Source organism: Pseudomonas sp. AD21 (assembly GCF_002878485.1).
Classification (GTDB): domain Bacteria; phylum Pseudomonadota; class Gammaproteobacteria; order Pseudomonadales; family Pseudomonadaceae; genus Aquipseudomonas.
This window is the reverse complement of sequence record NZ_NQYG01000015.1, coordinates 12,491-34,481: the sequence shown is the minus strand read 5'-3', so window position 1 is coordinate 34,481 and position 21,991 is coordinate 12,491. Positions and strand designations below refer to the sequence as shown.

Here is a 21,991-nt window from a genome sequence, read left to right as displayed (position 1 = left end):
CGTGATTTCGAGATTGGGATTTGCTATTGGTAGGAGAGTTATTTTCCCTATATTTCAACCAGATTGGCAATGGCGCGATGGGCATGCGGGGCAGGGGGCAGCATCTAGGCTGTCGAATCCTCATAATGGATTCGGTAATGGACTTTAGCATTTGCATCCAGCGCCAGCATCGTCGAGATGTACCATCCTATGACCACCAAAAAACATAAAAGGCAAGCGGAGCGCGCAGGCGTGAGGATGGAGGCCCGGCAGGGCCGAGACTTGGCTCCGCCAGGCTCGGTTCACGACAACCATCCCCTCAGGGACACGCTTATACTCAAACTGGTAACCCGTGCAGTCGCTATGTCCTCAGCAAGCCTTTAACGTTTTCTTGCGCGTAATGGCCACCTCTCCATGATGAAGATTGCTGACTCTAGATGCACTCCCGTGTAAGGGGGGGGCGGGGACTCATCCTTCATTTCTCGAGAGGTCAGTGAGTGCTGAGGCTAGCGCAGCCGCCTGCTGAGGCGTGAACCTAAAGCGCGACTCATCGATTTTGACTGAAATCACGCCGTTGGATTCGGTATCCAGGAGAACAGCGTAGCTGTTGTCATCGTCTATGACTTCACCCTCGGCAATGCCGGGCCGAGTGAAGACGGCGAGCCTAATTTCGTCTAAGTCACCTTCGGGCGAACCATCCTTGAACGTGAAGAATCTGTTCGGGGGCAGCTTTGTACTCATGGTTGATATTCCTCAGAAAATAAGTCGCATGACTATTTAAACGGAGGTGAAATTTAAAACTTGAGTAGAGGTTAAAAAACGACCTTGTCTACAGAGCACATTCCGACAAAGGAGGGTTGGTAGGCCTGAGAGATAGCTCTCATCATCTAGGCTAGGATCGCGGATATTTGAGATCAAAATCAAAAAGCGGCTGCCTCATAGGAGTTTTTTGAGCCGAGCTAGACCTTGCTTGATATGTCCGGCGTTTTCGCCAATGGTTTCAAGGGCGCCACGGACGTTGTTTCCTACATCCGCATGTCCGTGAGCCTCCACATGGAGGGTCAATTCCATGAGTGCAGCTTCGAGAGCGAGCTGATTTTGGTACATTCTTTCCAGAACGTCTGATAACGAATATTCGCTTGCCATTTTCCCTCTCCTCTCCTTGGAATCATCTGAGCATATCCGTTGTGGCACGACCTAGGGTATCAAGCGCATCTCGCGTAGTTTGTCGAACACATCGAAAAATGCTTGATCGCTCGCTTGGTAGGCAGTGAAGCCCATGGCACGGCTTTTCGACATATCCGTTACTACTTCGATTGGTCGACCGAGGTCTGCATCGGTATGCCATGGGGATATCAGGCGACCAATATCGGATTCTTTCAAGCCGTTCTCCGCGACTATTTGCGTCCATGCGGCTTGATCGTCAGCCATCTGCTTCTCAAGAGGGGAGAGTGAAGCGGGATAATCGGCGGCAGGCAAGTCGAAATAGTCGGCAATTCGGCTCCACATCCATTTCCAACGAAATACATCGCCGTTAGTGACGTTGAATGCTTGATTGGCCGCAGCCGGTGTGGTGGCCGCCCACATTTGTTGTTTCGCCAACTGCCGGGCGTCCGTCATATCGGTGAGGCTGTCCCACTGCACCCTTGATCCGGGAAACACAAAAGGGCGATTGGTCTGTTTGCAAATCGAGGCATAGACGGCGAGGGTAGTTGCCATGTTCATAGCATTACCTACAGCAACCCCGGTGACTGTATGCGGGCGATGAACGCTCCATGTGAAGCCGTCCTTTTCAGCAGCAACGAAGAGTTCGTCTTCTTGGGCGTAGTAGAAATTCTCAACGTCCAAACGACCCTGCTCTTCGCGGAACGGCGTTTGCGGGAGGCTGCCTTTTCCATAGGCTTCGAATGGGCCGAGGTAGTGTTTCAGGCCAGTGACCAATGCTACGTGCTCGACGCTCTTGGCTGGGCGAATGGCGGTGAGCACATTGCGAACCATGGCGGCATTAACGCGAATGTTTTCGGCCTCCGTGGCTTGCCGTGACCATGTGGTGATGAACACATGAGTAGGTTTCAGATCCGCAAGCGCATCTTCCAGCGAAGCTGGATCTTGGAGATCTGCCGCGACGGGGATCACGCCTTGCGATTGCGACGGGTGCCTCGATAGCGCGGCGCCCTGCCACTTGTTGTCGATTAGTAACTGAGTGATGGCGCTGCCGACGATGCCACTGGTGCCCACAACCAAAGCTGTCTCGGTCATACGTTTCTCCTGGATTTAGGTTTGGGAGTCCGCCTAAGCAACAGAGGTTCAACCTAAACCGGATCCGTACGGGGGGCCGTCGTAAGAGGATGTCGAACACACCTCCCGAACTCCAGTATTTGGAGCGATGGTGTCTCCCATTTTTAAGCGGACTCTCATGTAGCCCACCTTGCCATCAATATCTCGCCCAAGCAGGGCTTTTGGGCCTACAGTCTTGAGTGTCGCTCACTGCGTAAGGAATACAAATGAACGCGTTGCCTTTAACCTCTGTGCCAAAGCACGTCAGCCTGCTGGGTTATGGCGGTCTGTTGCCGTTTATTTTTCTGGCGCTGCTGATCCCGTTCTCTCTCGAACATCGGCCATTGTTTGAAATTGCGCTTGTTAACTATGGCGCAGTCATCCTGAGCTTCGTCGGAGCCTTGCACTGGGGCTTCGCCATGAGCGTGCAAGACATAAGCGCCGAGCAGCGCTCCGACCGGTTTATCTGGAGTGTCATTCCTGCGCTTATTGCTTGGATTGCCACGTTATTGCCAATGCCATTGGGTTGCTTGCTGTTGGTCATCGGCTTTGTTGTCCACCTCCGGCAGGACAGGCAGCTGTTGCGGGTTATGAGCTTGCCCGTCTGGTCCCTGCCGATGCGATTACGGCTTACGTTCGTGGCGAGCGTCTGCTTGCTGCTTGCCGCGCTCGTTGAGGCGCTTCATTCGTGAAGTCTCGTGTGCCCGACTCACTTCCATCCAAGCACCGCGTCTGAATTAAGACGAGGCTGTTGGGCCTCTTGGCTCGTGGAAAGGTGACATGGGGTCAGTAGCAAGCGGAGCGCGCAGGCGGGAGGATGGAAGCCCACAGGGCCAAGACTCGGCAACGGCGAGGCTTGGTTCACGACAGCCGTCCTCGCAGAGGCGCGCTCGACATTGGCTCCCTAGAGCGCCTTCAGGAGACGCTCAAGCGTCTGATGTTCCCATGTGCTGAGCAACGCAATGGGATCTGTTCCAAATCTAACCCCCGCGTCAAACGACCATCGCCGTCCAGCCGGACTGACGCATTCTTCGCAGTAATCCAGCTGATCGCAGTCGTTATAAATCGACATCTGCCAATCATCTACATTGATCTGGAAGTGGCCGGAATAAATCTCGTCCCACGATTCATGACCAACCTTACTCATGACGCTTCGACCGAAAATTGCCTCCCTCAGTACCTGGGATACCTCTCTTGCGGAGAGCTCAGCCGCAGTGTTTTCGCTAGCGCTATCTACCTTTGATGAACAAGCTGCCGTTCTGGCCTCTTTCAGCCTTTGCTCAGCGTACATAGCCGGATCATCATCTGGTGGAGGGTAGCCTGCGACTGAGAGAGCTTCGGCGCGCTCTTCAATGAGCAGGCGCTCAGGATCACGAGCGACTTGATGGGCTCTGCCCGGCACGCGCCAAATGGCATCCATTCGTGGCTCCTCTGAGGCTGACCGGCTTACTCTCCAACCGGCTTCGTTGGGATCTTTCGATAGCAGGTAACCACCACAGTTGGGCACGTGGTTAGCGATCTCATAATCACGCCAGTCCAACATAGCCGCGCCATCAATGCCGAGCGGCTTGCGATCAATAAGCCAGGCTACAGCGTTGATAACCTGACCATGCGAAAACGCTATGATGTCTTGGGCGGGATGTTCAGCAAGACGCTCCAGGAAAGACTGAGCTCTAGCTATGAAATCTAGAAATGACTCAGCGCCTTCACCATCCGTGAAACCAGGATCTGCTTTGGCCCAATACACCTCCACCCATTCGCGCCGATCAGCGACGGTTGTGCTAGTGCACCGCGCGGGTTCAAGGTAAGTGAATTCTTGGATGGGCCAAGTTTCAAAAGGGATATGAGGAAACACCGATGCGGTCGCCATAGCGGTTGAGTGCGCTCGGGTGAAAGGCGAGGCAACGATCAGAGCCGGAGGATGGTTGAACGACAGAGCCACCAGGTGCGCTTGCTCAAATCCTTTCGGAGTGAGAGGAATGGTCGAGTGATCTAAAGTGGCTTGGCCCGCGTTCGCAGCGCTCTCTCCGTGGCGGATTAGCCTCACATGTTTCATTAACCAACTACTCGCACAGGTTCGGCCATCATTTTCTATAGGATCCTCAAGATTACTGGTACTCACCTTTCAATCAAAAAGTCTCGAAAGCAATCCCTCTATCTGGGTGCCTGCATGGTTGAATTTCAGCTCTTCGAGCTTAGCTGCCCTTCGTTCGCCGGTGAGCAAGCTTAGTCCGTGAAGCGCGTTAAGTAACTTCTGGACATCGCTAATTTCCGAACGCAAGGTAAGCCAGGTAGTGTTCACTCGACGAGCTAACTCGTCGGCCTCATGGCTCAAGCGTTGCGACTCAATTAGCTTGTTAGCGTTGGTGGTGGCCTTAAGATGAGCTAAAGCCTGCTCAAGTTCGTCCAGTAGCTCGGTAACAGCCTCCGACTGGTCAAGTGACACGGGGCGCCCCTCCACATAAATCATGTCCGCCTGAACGCAATAGACAGCTAGCGGCCCTTCACCCCCTCCGGTGCAATCAAGTGCAAGAACGTTCCCTAGCCGAACAGGCTCTGGAATCCAGGTGTGCCCCGTGCACACACGCCAGACCCCTTTGACACCTTCTCGATGGTGCTTTTTGATCCGCTCGCGCCCCCATAGCGCGATCTCTTCTACAGCAGGGATTGATATGTCTCGAGTGAACTCGACCCATGACATCCCGGCAGGGACATCAGCATGAACAACGCCAACCAAACCGCGAGGGGACTCAATTTCTATGACTGTGGGAAGGCTCTCGAGCTTTCCAATGACCATCTCTTTCGATTCGTCGGCTATGGTCGACCACCAGCCTGCACCATGAGCTACATAACGAGCGCTGGGGTTTTCCCTGTAAGCGTTGATAAGCATCTGCTCATGGTTACCTTGAACGGTGAAGAACCACGGCTCACCAAGAAGCTTCAGACCGTCGAGGACTCCAGGCCCGCGATCTATGAGATCACCCACCCCAATGACTCGGTCGATAGTTTTGTCGAAACCGAGCTTCATCAATCCTTTGTAGAGATCAATCGACTTGAAGTGAATGTCACCGATAACGAAGTCGCGACCGGCCTCGTTCCGGGGAAGCCTCAGGACTTTCTGACTCATGCGCGGGTTCCTTCCTCAATGGCCATCTATCAAGTGACCAAACCCGTATTGTCCACCCCGCGACTGCACCTTCCAACAGAAATCTGGACGGACAGGATGACTGCACTCTATTGCGTAGGGCTGAGGTATACCGAATTTCTTCCGTCGATGAAAATGACCAGAGCAAGCGGAGCGCGCAGGCCAGTAAGGCCGGAGACGCGAGGATGGAAGCCCAGAGGGCCATGACTTGGCGTCAGCCATGGCATGGTTTACGACAGCCGACCCGATAGGGCGCGCCATAAACCGCGATTTGCTCAGATTGAAGGATTGCTGATGTTCTGCAGACTTATGTATTCCAATATTTTTGGACTGTGCTTCTGGCAATGCCGAGCTTTTCAGCGATTGTTTTTCTGTCGAAACCTTGCGCTTTCAGGGCTCGAACGTAATCCGCATTAAGCGGCTGCTTAGGCTTACCCTGGGAGCGCTTGATGAGCTTTCCATCACTGAATTGCTCCTCTACCAACTGCCACCCTCCGGACACCTCGAATTCCCTGATTCGCAAGGCAGTACGTTGCAACGCTTCTGAAGGAAGTTCTTCACCCTGCGCAGCAATGGCGAGAGTGACCATAGTCAAAAGGTCGAGGCCTAGGTAGTCAGCGATCTCGTCCAGTTTCTCCAGCGTCGCATTCGCTCGGGCCTGCTCAAGCTTCCCCACGTACGTTCTGTGCGTTGCCCCCGCCAACTCTTCGTAACTCAACCCCTGATGAGCACGAGCTCCTCGCAATGCTCCTGCCAGCGCTTCTTTCAGATGCATGAGTCGGATCCTCAAAACTGAGGATAGAGCCACGGCAAGCGTGTTTCGATAAACAGACTATGATGATATTATCGTGTCATTAGGTTTGTCAGGCGGTCGTCGATCAAGGCGCCACGGTGTCAGGAGCGATGGTTTGATCAGGAGAGCGGGTGGTGGGACATTGCTCGGTGGCCTTGATGCGAGCCGCTCCATAGAGCGTGCATTGGATAGCCTCCGCATGCCTACCTGCAACCATGATCCAAGGCTTCCTGGCATGAACCGAATGCGATTTTTTGACCGAAGGCAGGGATAGGTAGTAATGAAATTTGATTGCGTGAAGTTTTCTGGGAAAGTCGATTACGTTCGGCATACGGATCGTATAAGTGGCGGTTATAAGGCTAATGTCAGTATTAATGGGGCCGTGATACCAAAACTACAGCTGACGAATAAGCTTTATGACGAACTTGAGGCTGGCGAAAATGTGACGTTGTACGGCGTTTTTAAAAATAAAAGAAAAAAAGAAGAAAACGACGGCTTTATATATGGACTTCAGAAAGAGAGCGGCGAAAAAATGTTCGCGACTCACTATAGATATCAAGTTCCTATTTTTATGGCATTTACGGCTGCTATAGCTTTTTGTCTGACATTCGTTGCAGGCTGGTTTGCATCGATATTTCCAGTGCTGATGCTCTTTGGCAAAGATGACCCGAATTACATGTATAACACTACTATATTTGCGACAATTGAAGCGAGTATGGTCGCTGCTTTTTTCCTGTGGCGGGCCTGGCTAATGTTCAGCGTTACGGCGGATCCAGAAAGCTGGGAAACCATTGAGCCAGCAACTCTTTCGAGCCGCTTCAGTAAGTTTTATAAGTAACACGTCTGTCGGTGGGTGGGGTACGTGCAACGTTTGCTCCACTTGCTCCACTTGCTTCACAGCGCGGCAAGATCCAGGTTCGCTGGGCAATGCCGCCTGACTAGCAGATGGAGTCGTGGGTCGTGGGAGAGCGAATTAGTGAACAGTGGTAGGAGCTACCGGGGGAAGAGTGCGGAATCTGATAGCCTTAACGAGGGACAACCTGCATGAGCTCGAAGCCATCGAGCGCCTCGCCTCGACGCTTGGTGCCGACCGCTTCTGTGTTCTGGCATTGCAGATCGCTCACGAACACCCGATCAAGATCGAGGAGTCCTATCTATCTGTACGTAAACTGCAGCACAGCTCGGTCATTGGCATGAGCGCCGCCCCGTTTGAGGCGCTACGCTCCGTATGCGAAGTCATTATTGAGCGAGATCCTGAGCTGCTGCGGATACTCTCATATCGCAATCGACATGAGAGTCGCACGACTATTCCCCATGGACTTTGGCTAGCTCTACTAGACTGGGCTAATGGAGACATGTCTCAGATCTACGCCGTCTGATCGCATGGATTGATGGGCGCTGGGTTCGAAGATCGTTGCCACGTTCCACGATTGATCGCTGACAACAAGGTTGTTGGGAGCTTAGTCGCATACAGAAGGGAAGCATGCGCTCGCTGGCAGAATACAAGGGGGAGGAACAGGCTCAAGCCCATTGACCGCGGCAATTGTAGGTTTCAATGCTCGGCAGACCAAATATGGCATCTTTGTTTTTTCATCGTTGAGATACTGGCTGTCTAAAGTAAAGGGATGACTATGGCTCGAGTCTAAGGATCTTGGCCTGTGGGCAAGCGGAGCGCGCAGGCGTGTGGGATGGACGCCCGTAGGGACGAGACGTGGCTTGCCACGGCTCGGTTCACGCCAGCCATCCGCCGAAGGCGGCACGCCATAACCACCGCCCTGCTTTGTGAAAAGGAGGCTTAAATGACCTGCGATTTATTCCGCGAGCGTGAGAGAACTAGGCGAAGGGTTCTGTGGGCGCTTGCCACCTTCCACCCTGGTGATCCCAGTGCATCCGACCTCCTTCTCATCCTCGATGATCTCGACGACCAAGAGCGAAACGACATCCCCTGTAGCGATAAGCTACTCGACCTCATTGAGGTTCGTAACTCTGTCTCGGTAATGCGTCATAACTCCGGAATCAACATCATTTTGGAGCAGACTATTCCGCACCCCTGGAGAGAGCGTTTCTACCAAGCAAGCGTCGGGTCGACCAGGTTGGTCGATGGGCCATACGCCTCAGGCTGGGATAAATTCCTGGCGAGTTGGGAAGCAGAGATGCGACACCTGGAGCAGCATAGGGCCGCAAGAAATAAATCTAAAAAAGACTGAGCGGGTGAGGGCATGGGACAAGAGGATGACACGGTGTACTGCGATATCCAGATGCCGCTAGCCCAGGGCCGAGAGCTTCTGGAGTTGGTAAATGCACTGCGAGAATCGAAAGCTCATCCGCGTCTCGACAAAGTCTTCGAGCACATGCAAGACGAACTCAGTACATCCATCGATTTCGTCGAAAACCCACCAACCAGGTACTTGTTTCGGCCGACGTACCACTGAGCATCGGCACTAGAGCATCAAGGAGGATATAGGCTAAGGCCAACGTACTAGCTGAAGCTCCTTGATTCGAATCGCCATCGCAATATCCGAAACCCCAAATTGAACAGAAAGTGGAATCAAATTACGGTTGTTGAACCGGGCACACCTTGCCAGCGAAATCTCTCGATCAAGCGAATCCCTTTCTGCGTTCAGAAGCGACCATGGATCTGAAGGGTTGAGGTGGTAACAGGTGGTATCGGTGAAGGGGAAGGGGCCCTTCATTTGAAATTGAGCAGCAAAAGCATCCAGTAGAAGTCGGGCAGGTATCAAAAAACACGCCGCAAAGTAATCAGCCTCCCTTTCCTTGCGAGAGCGACTTTGTCCTCGTGCCGATCCGTCCAAAGGCTTATCACGATGCATCACCTCATCGTCATGAAGCACAAAGTGACCGACCTCATGAGCGCCGGTGAAGCGGATCACATTCATTGGGAATTCGCTGGAAACTGCTATGCGTCGAATCGAGCGATTCATTAAGCCAGCAGCCTTGAAGCGCTCTCCCTCTCGCCCGAACAGTGGAGAACCCAGGTCAGGAAGGAGCTGGTAATCAAGTCCTAAAATATGGGCCGCAACCTCAGGTGCCAGCATCTGAAATGGCGTCAGGTGTCGGTTTGGCCATAAGCGTTCTTGGTTGTCCCAAATTTCTTTATGAAGACGATGGGCTGCTTGCTGGATGCTTTCACGATTCATAGCTTTGTACACCATATGATGTGCTATTTTTTCATCCTAGCCACCATATGTAGTATTGTCAATGACCTGTAATGCCAGGGTGATGTCGGGCTAAAGACATCATTGGGTTTCCGGTGCTCGTGCGCTGGATACTCCAGCCCAGAACCCATCTCGGTGCTTGTTCTGTTGCGATCCAGATTAGCGACTACCCTAGTTAAAGGTTTGCATACGCAGCCACGCGTCCACTTTTTGCCATCGGCCAACCTTGGAAAGCTGTGACCTTGCTGTATCTAGAAGCTCGAGCAGTCTCTGTCTTTCCACTCCAGAGGGAAACCAATCATCAATCTCGACGCTGCAGTGGATAGACTCACTCAATGCCCATCTAACGATCATGTCCGCAGCGGCTCTGTAGTGATCGGCCATGAACAGACGATAGCCATCCACAGACCAGCCGCGCTTCGCTAGCTCATCGGTCACGTCAATGATGCCCAGGTCGCCAAAGTAGCCTCTGGTGTCAGGGTAATGAATGCCTGCTAACGACACCTTCGCCACGCCGGATTCCTGATCAAAATATGCAAGGAAATGCCATCCACCCGTGGTGCTTCCAGGATGGGGGAAATTGATGGCGGCTTTGCCTGTTATGTAGTGCTTATGCGAGACGCGTTTGAGATCAAAGTCGAACAGTGGATGGGGCATGGAATCCTTCCTATTCACGCGTAATCTCACTTGATATCGCCGGGAGCCAGCGTGGCGGCTTTGTCCTATAAAACTGACAGGGCATGCCGGCACCTCTCGCTTGGGTTTGCAAAAGTGAGGGCTGCTGCATCAAAAAACCTAAGGTAACCGCTTTCCTACCGTGCTTGTTCAGGGGGCAAGCCGTTCTACCCAAACTCTGCGTGATGGCATCTTGGCTTAATTCGCGCACGGCTCGGTTCCGGGTGGGTTACAGTGAATTAGTGGCTGCGCAAAGCCTCTACGCGAGAAGGAGTATCTGGGTTGGAAAGGACTTATGCGTTTGTCGACGAATCCGGAAATCATGATCTAGAAACCTCGAAGCAGGGTAGCTCCGGGTTCTTCGTTGTGTGCTCAGTGCTTGTTTCTGAAGCAAGCTTGGGAAGAGCTTATGAGCTCGCTGAAGCGCTGCGAGTGCGACATTTCCAGACAGGTGAGATCAAATCCAGCAAGGTGAAAGTCAAGGATGCAGAACGGCGTGTCCGCATCCTAAGTGACTTGGCAGAGCTTCCTCTGAAGGTCTACTTCACGGTTGTCGACAAGTCGAGGGTGTACAGGGATGGGGGGCTTCAGTTCAAAAAGTCTTTCATTAAGCACGTCAACGGCATGCTCTATCAGCGACTCTTTGTTGACCGCCCAAATCTGCAGATGACCGTTGATGAACACGGCGGTGCAGAGTTCCAGGAGAGCCTGAAAGCGTATGTTCAGGCCCGTTATGTCGATGATCTGTTTGGAGATGATCAATCCTTTCAGACCAAGAGCAGCAAAGATGACGTCCTCATACAGGTAGCAGATTTTTTCGCCGGTTCGGTCGCCCAGATCTATGAGGGTAAAGCTGAAGAAGAGGTCGTTAAAGCCTATAAAAGGATTTTGCGTAATCTGACGCTAGGTCTCGTTGAATGGCCGCCGAAATATCAATCGTTGCTTGCTGCTCCTGCCGACGATTCTCAGTACGCAGATTATCGAGTGCATCAGGAGGCACTTAAGCAGGCGGATCAGTTCATCGCCAAGATAGGTAAACATCCTGACGAAGATGAGCGCTTACAACGCTGCATCCTTGACTACCTTCGGTTCCAAAGCGAGTTTGTCAGTAAGGATTACGTGACGATGGGTGATATAAAAAGTCATCTGGCTGATCGTGGATTCGGCGATCTTAGCGACCAGAAAATCAAGTCAAGCGGGATTGCAAAACTTCGTGATTCCGATGTAATCATCACCAGCGCGTCCAAGGGGTACAAAATTCCCCAAACACGGGCTGACATCAATGATTTCCTGGGCATGACTTCGGGGCAAATAGTGCCGCAGCTGGAACGAATCAAGAAGGCTCGTGATGTCTACATGCTGAGCAGTCGCGGGGAGTACGATATTTTGAAGGCAGCGAACTTGCCAGAGCTTGAGAAGTTGCTGGCTTCACTTGACGTTCTTGGAGAGGGACGTCATTAGTCTTCAATGGCTGCTCCTACCATGGTGGGGCTGATGGAATCGAGAAGGGGGGGCGATTGGGCGCATACACGGATCGAGACCTTGAGCGGAAAATCGTAGCCGCCCAAAAAGACTTACAAGCCTGGGCTGTTACCAACGATCTTTGGTATGAAAGCGGCTTCACCTCCTATGCGAAGCGTGTACAGGGAGAACCTGGCGAAGGGGCGGTGGTTTTCATTCTCTACAGCAGTGGAGAGCTTGCACGTATGCTCGATGAGGATCTAGATCCAAAGCTTCGAGCAGAGCTTGGTGCAATCGCTGACTCGCATGGTTTCTGGTATGACAACTACGACGGCTGCTCCTACTACTTCTACGCCACAACCGAAGAGCTCCAAGAAGCTTACGACCAATTCTTTCACTGGAAATGGGTCTGTAGCCTGATCATCGAAGACTTTGCCGATATCTACGCTGAGCTCTATCAGTATTTTCAAGCTCGCCCTGATCGGCTTTACAGTCTGCATCACCGCGAATTCGAAATATTGCTTTACCGCGTATTCCAAAGCTTGGGATATGAATCAGAGCTGGGGCCGGGAGTTGGAGATGGAGGGGTTGACGTCAAACTACTTCAGCGGAGTCCGTTAGGGGATACCTTGGCTTATGTCCAAGCTAAGCGATATGCCCCTAATCGACCCATAGGTCTTGAGGCCGTGCAGGCTTTGCGCGGGGCGGTAGCAAATGACGGTGCAGACCTTGGCATATTTGTCACCACCTCCCGTTATTTACAGGGAGCGCAGAATTTTGCACATCGATCATCAGGAATATTGGAACTGAAGACCTCTGCGGACGTTGCTCAGTGGTGTCAGCAAGCGCAGGCGGGAATTGTCAAAGACAAATCCGTATTAGTTTCGGCTACGCATTTATTATCAATTCTTCGTCGTATTGAGGATGGCAGTCACGCGCTGGTCGTTCATGCTCACACTGGCTACCGAACAATTGGCAACAGCTTTGCACTTGTACTCAAAGAGACTAAGCACGCTGCTCTACTCATGAGTCTGCCACGGCAGATTATCAGCCAAGACACCCATGGACTAGAGGGGCATGAGATCCCAATTTTAGATAAACGGGTACTTTCTTCTAAAAACGCCGATACGGTCTTCCGCGCAAAACGGTCATTGGATGATCAGGGGCGCGTGAGCTACTGGGATGGGCAAAACCTCTATTCGACCTGGAATCGGCAGCCAAGCCGCTTTAGCCATTTGGACTAACTCCCTTGAGGGGAATTGGTTTGGGTTAAAGTCATAAAAGAAACCAGTCGGCTTTGATCGTTTTACCAAAGGTGAACGGCAGGAATGTACCAGGTACTCACATGGGAGGGAGGATGAAGCTATTTTTGGATTGCGAGTTCACTCAGCTCAACCGAGACACGAAGCTGATTTCGCTAGCACTCGTATCCGAGGCCGGCCACGAATACTATGTTGAACTCACAGACACCTATTTAGTGGGAGACTGCAGCGACTTCGTGATCCAGAACGTCCTGCCTCAGCTCAACCTACCTGTGCATGGGCAACCCTTGGTCGAAGCTCAAACCTCAATGCTCGCTTTCCTGAGCAACCTTGAAGGCCCGCTCGACATTTGCTCCGACGCCCCGGATTGGGACTGGGATTTCTTTTGCCAACTGGCCTACGTAGATCACCGTTGGCCAACTCACGTTACCAACCGCCCAGCAAATCTCATCCAGCTATTTAGACATCTCGAAGCGGATGATATTGGCAACATGACGCTCCCAGAACTTCCCCATCACGCGCTGCTGGATGCTCGTCTTTTAGGCGACCTGTACCGTCGACTGACTGTCGGCTCAAGTCAAGGCACTGGAAATGGGTGATGGTGCGATCCCCTGAGCCGAGTGACAGCACTTGAAAGCTCTCCGCTTGGCCATCTAACTATAATTCCAGAAAACACCTCAAGTTTCTCGAAACGCATCCGTTTGTAGTTATAAGAGCAAAAATTCTAGGGCGTTTCGATGAGCATTTACCAGACTTCAAAAGATTTCTCTGATTTTCGTGTTTCTAAAGAATTCGATTCGTGGCGTGGACTGGATTCTGATGAAACGTATACATGCGCTATCGAACTGCTTCCGACTGCGCGAGTAATGATTGAGCTAGACATTGTAAAGTTCAGCGTTACTCCTGAAGTCGCACTAGAGATTTCATCATGCCTCAGAGAAGCACTGGCAATTGATGGTGACGAGGAAAGTGATCAATCCGACGGAGAAAATCGACCGACTGGATTGTTCAGGGTTCGCAGGACGACTGGAATACGCGGCCTTCAGTATTCGGCTTCTGGCGAGATTACGATTGAAGACGCGACCGATGACGTCTGTGAAGGTTCACCTTCAGGCACCACGTCAATTGTGGCCTGCACAATTGACGGCGGAGGTTTTGAGTTGGTCTTTCCCTTTATGGGTTACTCGTTCACTGAAGATGATGCGGTCTGGCTGAGCGAGCAGTTATTTAGAGCCTGCCAATAAATATCGAAATATCAAATTGAGGGGCGGGCCGCACCTGTATCGCTGCCACGTCATGTGGTCGAACAGACCGCTTAGGAATGACTCCTATCCATGCTGACTGGATGCAATCCATGAGGGGTATGCGTCTAGCGCATTAATAAGGAAGCTGCTCCGTAGCTGTACTGGAGCCTCCTTTATATATTGGTTGGTGCTGGCGATAAGAAGGGGCTCGACCACTCCTAGGCTAAAGCAAGCGGAGCGACGCCGCCAAATTATCGGCCCTCGAGAAAGTACAATCAGCAGGGCGGGGTGGGGCAAAGAGGTCGTTTTACGCCGGTTGAGGCTCCGATTTGGTTGGCCTTTCGGTATCGCTATTTTTTAACCAGGTGTTTGTATAGCTCTCGGGCTTCAAGGATCTGATCCCTGATCTCCTCGGGATCTATGCGCATGCCACCGCGAGGCGTTACCTGGAGCGATTTTAGACTGTTCGCAGCCTTGATGAATTTCTGTTCTTCCGCCTGAATCCACGCGGGGCGCTTGTCTTTCCAAAAGAGCCAACCCATTTGTCCGGCCTCATCTTTGATTGGATGCTCAGCAGTATGTGGGAGCGGTGGCCAATGTCCAAGCAAGAAGGTGAGTCGGATCGCTCTGCAAGCGGAGCGCGCAGACCAAGATGGTCGTAGAGCGGAAGGATGGTAGCCCGTAGGGCCGAGACCCGTCGTAGCGGGGCTCGGTTCACGACAGCCGGCGCCGAAGGGGGCCGCCCGTCTACTGGCAACGCAAATGTTACCGAACAGCTCGTTGATGAAATGACCGAGGCACTACGCCCAGCGCGCAAAGATCGTATGTCCCGCGCAATGCCACCTCGTCACCAGACGACACCCTGACATGGGTAAAGATCGTCGACAGGAAGCGCTTCCTTTCGCCGTTGCCGAGCTCAGACCAAATCCTCGGCTGTCCTTGTGCATCAGGGATCGCCAGACGGTCGAGGAAATACTCTTCCAGGCTGTGCAGACGTTGTTGGCCATCAATCAAAATTTCACTGTTCTCGGCCAATGCCCTGTTACCGATCACAGGCCCGTACCAGTCATTCGTGAGGTAGCTCCCCAGATCCCCGCCTGACCATGCAGCAGAGATAAAACGAGACTTCTGACCAAGGTTCCACTCCAGCCCACGCGACCAGGTTGGAACCGGCATGCCCATAACGAAACGCGCTGCCCAGGGAAAATGCTCTCGAGCGGAGGAGGGGTCTAAGAGATACTTTTCCCAATTGCCCACTAAGACCTCTAGGGGACAATGACTGACGGTGGTGGGCAGAAGACGTTGCGGCATATGGATGTGCAGGGCTGATGTTCCGCCGTCGGCGTAGCGTCTAAAAAAGGAAGTCATGGTTTTCCTGGGGCGTTCATATAAGGCGAAGTGTTCGATTCAATACGGGCGCATCGCCAGGCTTCGACCGTTTCGATGATCAACAGATCTCGTTCGATAGAAATCTCGATCTGGTCGCTATCGATCAACGCTTGTGCATAGCCCTCGGCATAGGCTGCCGCTTTGTTGAATTCGGATGTGCAGGCTGAGGTTTCGATGTAGCCGATCAGTCGCTCCCATGTGCGCCGTTGTCGGTTGCCGAGAATCGTGAAGGGGAACGAAAAGGCGCCGCCCAGGCGCTGTGCGAAGTAATGTGTAGAGAGGGTCAAAGCTGTCGCTCAAAAAGGGTACTTACCTATGACAAACGGTTTCTTTCGGAAAACCTTGAGCCTGAAGTGAGTTTTTTTTGAAGATATACAGGTTTGTCCAAGCACGGCAGCTGGGACTGATACGTTGGAAGACTCTCACATCAGGCAAGCGGAGCGCGCAGGCACGAAGATGGAAGCCCGGAGGGGCAAGATAGCCATTGAAAATGGCTGGCTTGATTCACGACAGCTGGCCCGAAGGGCGTGCCAAACGCCAGTCTGCAGGAATAAGCCGTCTGACTGAATTTTTGCATGCAGTCAGCATTACTCAAACACCCTATTCCAGTCCCGTTTATTGAGCTCGCTGCATGCATCTGGTGCGCCACCGAATACACGTCCGGATACCTTCGCCATGGTGGCCTCAGTTGTGTATTGAATTGGAGTTCCATCCTCGCCAATCAGCACCCCCTTGGCACCGCTCAAGAGCGCATGACCAGCTACGACATCATGAGCGCTAACAGGGTAGAGCGAGATACCACAAACACCGTCTCCAGCAGCAACTTTAGCGAGCCGATATGCAATGGATGGCATCGCGTAAAATTCTGCCGGCGCGCATAGCTGGTTATTGATATCGGGCTTGTCAGTAGCTGCAGCGCTAACCATCACGGTAGCAGTCTCGGAAAGTTTTTGATCAGAGAGATCGACAACGATGCGATTGTTATTTCTGAGCAGATGATCCATACCCTTTGCCCAGCCAATGCAGTCAGAGATTCCGGACGGGGTGACAGGCGCGTGCACTACCCCAAGCACAGGTTTGCCGTCATGGAGCAACCCCACAGATATGGCAGAGCCTGCTAGGCCCCTCAAAAAATCGCTGGTGCCATCGTTAGGGTCGACGACCCAACAGAATGGATATCCAGTAAGAACATGGCCTGTTTCCTCGCCCCACCAATCGCAATCCATGAGGGTCAGCAGTTCGGCCCGGAGCAGAATCTCAATCTCGACATCAATCTCTGCTTTATCTCCTGATCCTCTCCGTCCACCTGGACGTACACATTCCTGTGCCAGTAAAACACCCGCTCGCTCTACGGATTCGATCACTTGGTGGAGAATGTGCAGCAGCCATTGATTAGTCATGGTGACCTTTCTCGATAATTAGAGAGCGGAAAACAGAGGAGGAATCACTTGGTCTGCCAGCCAAGCGTAACCCTCCCGCCTTGCCAGAGCTGCAGATCAAGCCATTGATCGAGACGAGCTCGTCATACGTCATCTAATCTGTAGAGTTTGATCTTAAGCAATCTAAACACGTTGGCCAGATCGTGATCGTCAGGAAACCACTTGGAGAGTTCGACATTACAATGCACCGATTAGCCGAAGGCCCAAGCGAGAATTTATTCAGCGAAGCAAAGCTCGGCTTGCTGAGAATTCGTCACTGAGCGATTACTTGAGGGTTTTGTAGAAGGTCGTGGCACTGGCAACTCATCACACGACGAAATCGCCAGATTTTTGAGAACTCCCTCATGGCCTAGGCTCGCCAGTTCCTCTTGGGTGCGACGCAGCAACGCGTTAACAGACTGCCCGGACTCGGCGCAGAGAGTGATGGCTACTAGAGTGAGAGGGTTCACACTTAGTGGGCCACTCAGAGCGGTAATCATCTCAAGGGTGGGGCTTGACTGAGCTCGCTCCAATTTCGAGACGTATGTTCGGCTACTGACTTCGGCGAGGTTTCTCTGAGTCAGTCCTTTGCCGGCACGCATCGCTTTAAGCACAGAAGCAAAAGCAATCTTGAGCGACATAAGCACGTTCCTGATTTGAGTCAGTCCATTTGAGCATCGATGCGCCGGAGAGAGCCATTCTAGATGAGTGAAGGCTATCACGGTATCGCAGTGCTATACGCTCTTGACGAACTGTGCGGCGTGCATGTGCCGGAGATCACTCATTTGAGGTTCCTTAGAAGCTGACTAACTAACGCTCCAAGCGGAGTCAACTGGGTACGTGGATAGCATGTATCCGAATGTTCAGAACTGCTGGCAGTGATGTCTCTCAGTCAGCAGTGCATCAAATTGTGGGACACAAAAAAGCCGCCTAATGGCGGCTTCGTTGTGTGGGAGGCTCAGTAGCTATTCAAATGCTTGGCATTCGATTCTAGAATCTCGCCAGCCAAAATTCTGCGGGCACGAGCAGACAGCTCTCTGCTGATCTCTTCGGCAGTCTTAGGGCGTGTTTTAGGTTTCGCAGCACAAGCTTTGCGAACCAGAGTAACGCGAACCTCACTGGTCATGATAAACCTCCGATAGGTACGTCAGGAGTCACGAGTGGTCTTCAGTAACGCTAACATCTTGCCTAGATGGTAGCAAACCGGCACCATGAATTGGGCGAATTGATCAGCTCGGTCTGCGTTTAGCAGCATGTTCTCAGCGTTGCGGCTCACATTCAAGACGCCGATGAGCTCATCGTCATGAAAGACCGGTAAGCTTAGGATGGATTTCGCATGCTTCAGGTCACGGTAATACTTACCGATTTTTTGCTCATACCGGCCGTTCATTTCGCTGACTTCTTCACGTTGGGCGGTAACCCAACTGCTCACCACGCTCGATGTGTTGGAGATATATTCAGGCTGCCCTGACGACGCGACGCGCGGCGCTCCAGGAAGATTAGGATGGTGGAACTCAGCATCGAAGTCCATATCCAAGGTGTAGGGTAGGCATACCTGGTCAAGTCCAGTATCTGCTCTATCACCGCCTGATGAAGTGGTTGTAAGTTCATCTTCTAGAAATAGGATGCCTGAGCAGCGCTGCAGTGCAACCTCATAATTCTGGTTGTGCAGGAAAAAATGGTCATGCATAACCCAAACCTCGCGGGTAAAACGTCGAGCCCGCGCCGCTTCGGGTGATGCTGAATTGATCTGGGCCTGAGCCCCTGCGTCCGACTCACCAGCGGTGCCTGCAAGTTGTGCCGCCCCCTCACTAGCCTGAATATCGGCTTCTTCCTGATATGCCTCCTCTGGTTCAGGCATCTGCTGCGGGAGCACAAGACTGTCCAGTTCCACCTCGTCCTTAGGAAAAACACTCATGATATTGGCTTGGTAAGCAACATGCTTATTGGTACCTGATACCCCGTCCCATAGCCTTGTCAGCGCGAGAATGCTGTCCAGCATGGAGCGCATATGTTCAGCTACTTTTTCGCGGGTGATAGTGGGATCAGTTTTGGATGCCCTGCGTAGCTGACCGATGGTGGCCTGGGTGTCTACATATTCCTGAATGAACTGTCGGGGGGGGAGGTAGGTCAATCTACTTTCCATTTCCTCATTCTGCTTACGCAAGCTCACCTGCATCACTTCATTCTGGCGCTCCTTCTCGTCCGTGACCGCACTCAACGCGCGCTCCCGTCGATAAACCAGCCACAGTGCAATAGTCGAGAGTACGAGAGCACTGATAGTGTGCTTAAAACTTTCCTGAAAATTTAAGTCTGTGACACGGCCAAGCTCCGTAAGGATCGGGCCGCTACAGACGGAAATGAAAGCAGCACTGGATACGCTAGCTAACGCAAGTAGAAACGAGCCCCACTCAGAAGCAAAGAAGCTGGGCTCTTTTTTGGAGGATGCTGGATTTTGGATCTCCGCCTTAGCTTGGGAGGAGGCTTTGTTGGCATCACTGCACATGATCACTTCCTTGCGGTGTCCTGCTACGCTGTTCAAGACAATTTAGGTTTTTATGCTGGAAATTTGAAACTGGGCGACGTCAGAGATCTAATAAATCCATGCGTCCAACGTAGGCGGTCAAATCGCAGGTGCCGGCATTTCACGCATTCAAGCACCATCAAATTTAATCAGATTGGGCCGAAGTTTCGAACATGTGACCCAGTCACTAGCTGAGATCCCTACCGTGCCGACGCGGGGGGCGCTGCAGAATCTAAAGCGTCTTAGACAGGATGTGCCCGAGGGCTGCTGTATGAGCGTTCGCGGCGGCTAAAGCCGAGCATTGATCCAATCCCATACTGCTTTATCCAGCCATCCTTGATGGGCGCCAGCAATAACCTGGGTTACAAAAAGCCGGTCATTCGGATCGAGCCTACTTCTCAGGTCTACGCAGACTTGTTCCGCTGTAGCGCTGGAGCTAACCCATCGTACCGACTCCAGCCCGTGATCTGTGACGTTCTGATAACGATCCAGATGCTGAATTAACGCGGCTCTTGCTTGATTGTAGGCGTAGGAGCCGTGCTCTTTGTTCAAGCTCCATGTCACCATGAATACTGACATCTATCACTCCTTGTTGAGCTATTGATGGCATGATCGAGATTAAGCTATGAATTTTCAAGCATCAACCTCGGGTATGCCTGTGTCGTAAGTTTTCAGGCAGCACCCCCGAAGGGCATCAATACACTCGTTGCAGGACTGTGCTGACACATCTCACTTTTTCGGAGGCGGCGGTGGCGGGGGAGCAGCAGGCCTCTGGCTGGTAGTCTGCTTGTTTATGCCATTATTTACATGAACCTTGCCGTCAGATTGGTTTGTCATGGGATTACCTTTTGGTGGGTGGTGGAGGGGCCTTAGGTGGAGTTGCCGGGCGCTGAGCGAATGGCTTGGGTGGATTTGAATGTCCGCCACTCGGTTTGCATGGTTGGGGCGATATACCTCTTTCCTCGTACATTTCGACCTCTATTTTTTCGGCGCTTTAGGGGGAGCGGGCGGTGGTGCTGAGGGGCGGATGTTAGCTGGTGCAGGAGGATTAACATTCATCCCCTCATTACCAGTTCGCTGTTCAAGCACGTGATGCCTAGGTTTATTTTCGTTATTCACTTCTGATCTCCTACTCTAGAAATTCGACTAGGTACACATCGCTGTTTGCAATTAAATAACTCTCGATGCCGGGCGTGTCGACCCACTCATTCTCTTCGTTCATCCAGCTTGGCTGTGTAATGAGGAAGTGCCCATCTTTAGGCTCGGTTGGCCATACTGCCGGGTACCCGAATAATCGCCGTCCATCAAGCAGGGTAAGCACCACGCTTTTGCCTTCGCGTTTGCGGAAGGCATAAATCCACTCGGGATACGACGAGCGAGACGTCAAGGTCAACCACCTACCAAATCTGTACAGGTAATCGTGGTTCGAAGCGAAGGCTAGCAATAGGCCTAGAGATGTCGCTAAGCCTATTCCCCAAACGCCTTCTACTTGAACCGTCCACTGCCCTAGCTGAAAGTGATGCTCGCCAATGTAAAACAACACGGGCTTGATGCCTGACACCAGCATCGTTATCAGCCCAGTGCTGATCAGTGCTTGAACTGTGCGCTCAAACTGCGCAGGCTTTTTAACATCGGCCAACCAATAGAAGATCATGGTGGTCAGAAAGCCAGGAACAAGCGTCTGTACCAATGGGATGATTTTCGTTGCTAGATCTTCCATTGCCTGTCTCTCTTACTTGATTGGGCGGACGCCTGAATCATCCGTTGGCTCAAAGCCGGCGCTTACACCGCTATCGTTCTTAACCATGGTCGAGAGAGGAGGCATGTCATCTCTTATCAAGAGAAAAACTCATCCCCAGGTATCTTTGATAGAAAGAGACCCATCAGAGCATAAAAATTTCGGACGCCTTCGACATTTGAGATATCGCATTTGCTTGGGGCCCTTCGGTGGAGGGGGTAGGAGCCACATCTTCATTGAGCCACCGCCTGACTCTGGTGTGCGTAGCACGATGTAGCCGCGATTATCGCGAATGTAGCCATTCGCTATAAATCCTAGATGTAAGCCTGGATAGGAGTAGACCGAACCTTCGTGAAAGTAGGCGAGTGGACGGCCACAGTATGCATATAAGTGCTCGTCGTCATCTGTATACGCGATCGGCTTGTGTTGCATATCATAGAAATCTAGGCTCATGAGGCTCTTCATTGCAGCGATGGGAGAACAGGGCACTTGTGTGCCCCGAGCTCTGTTAAGCAGTCAAATCACTTGGCTGCTTTAGGGCGAATGACGATACGAAACGGCTGACCGTTCGCACGTCGAATCACCTTCCCCGTCTTGGTGGTGATGGTCATGCGATAGATGACCTCACCTTCCTCGTCTGGCTTTTCGAACATCTCAATCTGGGACATAAAATGTCTCCTGATGAGGTAGGCTCAAACACAGAACTCGCTCCCTTGCGAAAGGAGCCCACAGGGACTACCATCGCAAAGCTTTCTTCAACGAAGCGCGAGAGACATCTGGAGCCTGTTCAGACGTCTTTTCCCAAAGGCCGGTCAAGGTGCGAACTTGATCGGCTTTTTTGTTTTTGGCTTTCCATCATCTAGTCCAGCTCAGGCTCAGGAGCCTCACCACGGTGCTAGTGATGAATATG

General features: G+C 52.2%; 23 protein-coding genes and 1 pseudogene. 7 read left to right on the top strand and 17 right to left on the bottom strand.

The features are described 5' to 3' along the window. Positions 1-447: 447 nt before the first annotated feature. The 3 genes from PseAD21_RS12110 to PseAD21_RS12100 form a co-directional block, all read right to left on the bottom strand. The gene (locus PseAD21_RS12110; RefSeq protein WP_102355873.1) at positions 448-720 is read right to left on the bottom strand and encodes a hypothetical protein; all 273 of its coding nucleotides are present in this window, start codon (positions 718-720) and stop codon (positions 448-450) included. 195 nt (positions 721-915) lie between these two features. After that, the gene (locus PseAD21_RS12105) at positions 916-1,125 is read right to left on the bottom strand and encodes a hypothetical protein (protein ID WP_102355872.1); all 210 of its coding nucleotides are present in this window, start codon (positions 1,123-1,125) and stop codon (positions 916-918) included. 51 nt (positions 1,126-1,176) lie between these two features. Beyond that, complete coding sequence (locus tag PseAD21_RS12100) at positions 1,177-2,238, bottom strand: SDR family oxidoreductase (RefSeq protein ID WP_102355871.1); 1,062 nt, start codon at positions 2,236-2,238, stop codon at positions 1,177-1,179. Between the two features lie 245 nt (positions 2,239-2,483). Here PseAD21_RS12100 and PseAD21_RS12095 point away from each other — a divergent pair, with 245 nt between their 5' ends. Further along, the gene (locus tag PseAD21_RS12095) at positions 2,484-2,948 is read left to right on the top strand and encodes a DUF3429 domain-containing protein (RefSeq protein WP_102355870.1); all 465 of its coding nucleotides are present in this window, start codon (positions 2,484-2,486) and stop codon (positions 2,946-2,948) included. Positions 2,949-3,703: 755 nt separating this feature from the next. On the opposite strand, the pseudogene PseAD21_RS30005 reads toward PseAD21_RS12095, so the two are convergent. The 3 genes and pseudogenes from PseAD21_RS30005 to PseAD21_RS12080 all read right to left on the bottom strand — a co-directional run. After that, positions 3,704-4,312: pseudogene (locus tag PseAD21_RS30005) on the bottom strand (histidine phosphatase family protein); the annotation flags it as partial. A 69-nt stretch (positions 4,313-4,381) separates the two neighbouring features. Further along, complete coding sequence (locus PseAD21_RS12085) at positions 4,382-5,383, bottom strand: metallophosphoesterase (protein WP_102355868.1); 1,002 nt, start codon at positions 5,381-5,383, stop codon at positions 4,382-4,384. Between the two features lie 325 nt (positions 5,384-5,708). Then, complete coding sequence (locus tag PseAD21_RS12080) at positions 5,709-6,176, bottom strand: transcriptional regulator (protein WP_102355867.1); 468 nt, start codon at positions 6,174-6,176, stop codon at positions 5,709-5,711. A gap of 298 nt (positions 6,177-6,474) precedes the next feature. On the opposite strand from PseAD21_RS12080, the gene PseAD21_RS12075 reads away from it, so the two are divergent. Further along, positions 6,475-7,032, top strand: a complete 558-nt coding sequence (locus PseAD21_RS12075; RefSeq protein ID WP_102355866.1) for a hypothetical protein — start codon at positions 6,475-6,477, stop codon at positions 7,030-7,032. Positions 7,033-8,413: 1,381 nt separating this feature from the next. Beyond that, positions 8,414-8,626 (top strand): hypothetical protein, encoded by a 213-nt coding sequence (locus tag PseAD21_RS29995; RefSeq protein ID WP_102355863.1) that lies wholly within the window; start codon positions 8,414-8,416, stop codon positions 8,624-8,626. Between the two features lie 33 nt (positions 8,627-8,659). Here the strand turns inward: PseAD21_RS29995 and PseAD21_RS12055 are convergent, their stop codons facing one another. Then, the gene (locus PseAD21_RS12055) at positions 8,660-9,352 is read right to left on the bottom strand and encodes an ImmA/IrrE family metallo-endopeptidase (protein WP_102355943.1); all 693 of its coding nucleotides are present in this window, start codon (positions 9,350-9,352) and stop codon (positions 8,660-8,662) included. Between the two features lie 189 nt (positions 9,353-9,541). Continuing rightward, positions 9,542-10,027 (bottom strand): hypothetical protein, encoded by a 486-nt coding sequence (locus PseAD21_RS12050; RefSeq protein WP_102355862.1) that lies wholly within the window; start codon positions 10,025-10,027, stop codon positions 9,542-9,544. 300 nt (positions 10,028-10,327) lie between these two features. Here PseAD21_RS12050 and PseAD21_RS12045 point away from each other — a divergent pair, with 300 nt between their 5' ends. From PseAD21_RS12045 to PseAD21_RS12030, 4 genes are all read left to right on the top strand, one after another. Further along, positions 10,328-11,506, top strand: coding sequence for a DUF3800 domain-containing protein (locus tag PseAD21_RS12045; protein ID WP_102355861.1), 1,179 nt, complete (start codon positions 10,328-10,330; stop codon positions 11,504-11,506). A gap of 56 nt (positions 11,507-11,562) precedes the next feature. Continuing rightward, entirely contained in the window at positions 11,563-12,750 is a 1,188-nt protein-coding gene (locus PseAD21_RS12040) for a restriction endonuclease (protein WP_102355860.1), read from the top strand. 113 nt (positions 12,751-12,863) lie between these two features. Further along, positions 12,864-13,367: a 3'-5' exoribonuclease gene (locus tag PseAD21_RS12035; protein ID WP_102355942.1), complete on the top strand. Its 504-nt coding sequence runs from the start codon at positions 12,864-12,866 to the stop codon at positions 13,365-13,367. Between the two features lie 138 nt (positions 13,368-13,505). Next, positions 13,506-14,012, top strand: a complete 507-nt coding sequence (locus PseAD21_RS12030) for a hypothetical protein (protein ID WP_146011276.1) — start codon at positions 13,506-13,508, stop codon at positions 14,010-14,012. 765 nt (positions 14,013-14,777) lie between these two features. On the opposite strand, the gene PseAD21_RS12020 is transcribed toward PseAD21_RS12030, so the two are convergent. From PseAD21_RS12020 to PseAD21_RS29650, 9 genes are all read right to left on the bottom strand, one after another. After that, positions 14,778-15,380, bottom strand: a complete 603-nt coding sequence (locus tag PseAD21_RS12020) for a hypothetical protein (RefSeq protein ID WP_102355857.1) — start codon at positions 15,378-15,380, stop codon at positions 14,778-14,780. Then, entirely contained in the window at positions 15,377-15,688 is a 312-nt protein-coding gene (locus PseAD21_RS12015) for a hypothetical protein (protein WP_102355856.1), read from the bottom strand. The genes PseAD21_RS12020 and PseAD21_RS12015 overlap by 4 nt, the downstream gene beginning before the upstream one ends. Before the next feature lie 300 nt (positions 15,689-15,988). Then, positions 15,989-16,801, bottom strand: a complete 813-nt coding sequence (locus tag PseAD21_RS12010) for an inositol monophosphatase family protein (RefSeq protein ID WP_102355855.1) — start codon at positions 16,799-16,801, stop codon at positions 15,989-15,991. 254 nt (positions 16,802-17,055) lie between these two features. Further along, a complete protein-coding gene (locus tag PseAD21_RS12005; protein WP_371859058.1) occupies positions 17,056-17,421 on the bottom strand; it encodes a helix-turn-helix domain-containing protein in 366 nt (121 codons plus the stop codon). 545 nt (positions 17,422-17,966) lie between these two features. Continuing rightward, complete coding sequence (locus PseAD21_RS12000) at positions 17,967-19,325, bottom strand: hypothetical protein (RefSeq protein WP_102355853.1); 1,359 nt, start codon at positions 19,323-19,325, stop codon at positions 17,967-17,969. A 306-nt stretch (positions 19,326-19,631) separates the two neighbouring features. Further along, the gene (locus tag PseAD21_RS11995) at positions 19,632-19,922 is read right to left on the bottom strand and encodes a hypothetical protein (RefSeq protein ID WP_102355852.1); all 291 of its coding nucleotides are present in this window, start codon (positions 19,920-19,922) and stop codon (positions 19,632-19,634) included. A gap of 550 nt (positions 19,923-20,472) precedes the next feature. Further along, the gene (locus PseAD21_RS11990; RefSeq protein WP_102355851.1) at positions 20,473-21,063 is read right to left on the bottom strand and encodes a DUF6338 family protein; all 591 of its coding nucleotides are present in this window, start codon (positions 21,061-21,063) and stop codon (positions 20,473-20,475) included. Positions 21,064-21,192: 129 nt separating this feature from the next. After that, positions 21,193-21,513 carry a 4-fold beta flower protein gene (locus PseAD21_RS30265; protein WP_371859057.1) on the bottom strand — a complete coding sequence of 107 codons (321 nt, stop codon included), beginning with the start codon at positions 21,511-21,513 and terminating at the stop codon, positions 21,193-21,195. An 89-nt stretch (positions 21,514-21,602) separates the two neighbouring features. Next, positions 21,603-21,749, bottom strand: a complete 147-nt coding sequence (locus PseAD21_RS29650) for a hypothetical protein (RefSeq protein ID WP_010220512.1) — start codon at positions 21,747-21,749, stop codon at positions 21,603-21,605. Positions 21,750-21,991 lie beyond the last annotated feature (242 nt).

What these genes read in the sequence shown, in the direction of transcription:
- PseAD21_RS12110 (WP_102355873.1), bottom strand. Translation starts at nt 720, where the DNA reads ATGAGTACAAAGCTGCCCCCGAACAGATTCTTCACGTTCAAGGATGGT.
- PseAD21_RS12105 (WP_102355872.1), bottom strand. Translation starts at nt 1,125, where the DNA reads ATGGCAAGCGAATATTCGTTATCAGACGTTCTGGAAAGAATGTACCAA.
- PseAD21_RS12100 (WP_102355871.1), bottom strand. Translation starts at nt 2,238, where the DNA reads ATGACCGAGACAGCTTTGGTTGTGGGCACCAGTGGCATCGTCGGCAGC.
- PseAD21_RS12095 (WP_102355870.1), top strand. Translation starts at nt 2,484, where the DNA reads ATGAACGCGTTGCCTTTAACCTCTGTGCCAAAGCACGTCAGCCTGCTG.
- PseAD21_RS12085 (WP_102355868.1), bottom strand. Translation starts at nt 5,383, where the DNA reads ATGAGTCAGAAAGTCCTGAGGCTTCCCCGGAACGAGGCCGGTCGCGAC.
- PseAD21_RS12080 (WP_102355867.1), bottom strand. Translation starts at nt 6,176, where the DNA reads ATGCATCTGAAAGAAGCGCTGGCAGGAGCATTGCGAGGAGCTCGTGCT.
- PseAD21_RS12075 (WP_102355866.1), top strand. Translation starts at nt 6,475, where the DNA reads ATGAAATTTGATTGCGTGAAGTTTTCTGGGAAAGTCGATTACGTTCGG.
- PseAD21_RS29995 (WP_102355863.1), top strand. Translation starts at nt 8,414, where the DNA reads ATGGGACAAGAGGATGACACGGTGTACTGCGATATCCAGATGCCGCTA.
- PseAD21_RS12055 (WP_102355943.1), bottom strand. Translation starts at nt 9,352, where the DNA reads ATGAATCGTGAAAGCATCCAGCAAGCAGCCCATCGTCTTCATAAAGAA.
- PseAD21_RS12050 (WP_102355862.1), bottom strand. Translation starts at nt 10,027, where the DNA reads ATGCCCCATCCACTGTTCGACTTTGATCTCAAACGCGTCTCGCATAAG.
- PseAD21_RS12035 (WP_102355942.1), top strand. Translation starts at nt 12,864, where the DNA reads ATGAAGCTATTTTTGGATTGCGAGTTCACTCAGCTCAACCGAGACACG.
- PseAD21_RS12030 (WP_146011276.1), top strand. Translation starts at nt 13,506, where the DNA reads ATGAGCATTTACCAGACTTCAAAAGATTTCTCTGATTTTCGTGTTTCT.
- PseAD21_RS12020 (WP_102355857.1), bottom strand. Translation starts at nt 15,380, where the DNA reads ATGACTTCCTTTTTTAGACGCTACGCCGACGGCGGAACATCAGCCCTG.
- PseAD21_RS12010 (WP_102355855.1), bottom strand. Translation starts at nt 16,801, where the DNA reads ATGACTAATCAATGGCTGCTGCACATTCTCCACCAAGTGATCGAATCC.
- PseAD21_RS12005 (WP_371859058.1), bottom strand. Translation starts at nt 17,421, where the DNA reads ATGCGTGCCGGCAAAGGACTGACTCAGAGAAACCTCGCCGAAGTCAGT.
- PseAD21_RS12000 (WP_102355853.1), bottom strand. Translation starts at nt 19,325, where the DNA reads ATGTGCAGTGATGCCAACAAAGCCTCCTCCCAAGCTAAGGCGGAGATC.
- PseAD21_RS11995 (WP_102355852.1), bottom strand. Translation starts at nt 19,922, where the DNA reads ATGTCAGTATTCATGGTGACATGGAGCTTGAACAAAGAGCACGGCTCC.
- PseAD21_RS11990 (WP_102355851.1), bottom strand. Translation starts at nt 21,063, where the DNA reads ATGGAAGATCTAGCAACGAAAATCATCCCATTGGTACAGACGCTTGTT.
- PseAD21_RS30265 (WP_371859057.1), bottom strand. Translation starts at nt 21,513, where the DNA reads ATGCAACACAAGCCGATCGCGTATACAGATGACGACGAGCACTTATAT.
- PseAD21_RS29650 (WP_010220512.1), bottom strand. Translation starts at nt 21,749, where the DNA reads ATGTCCCAGATTGAGATGTTCGAAAAGCCAGACGAGGAAGGTGAGGTC.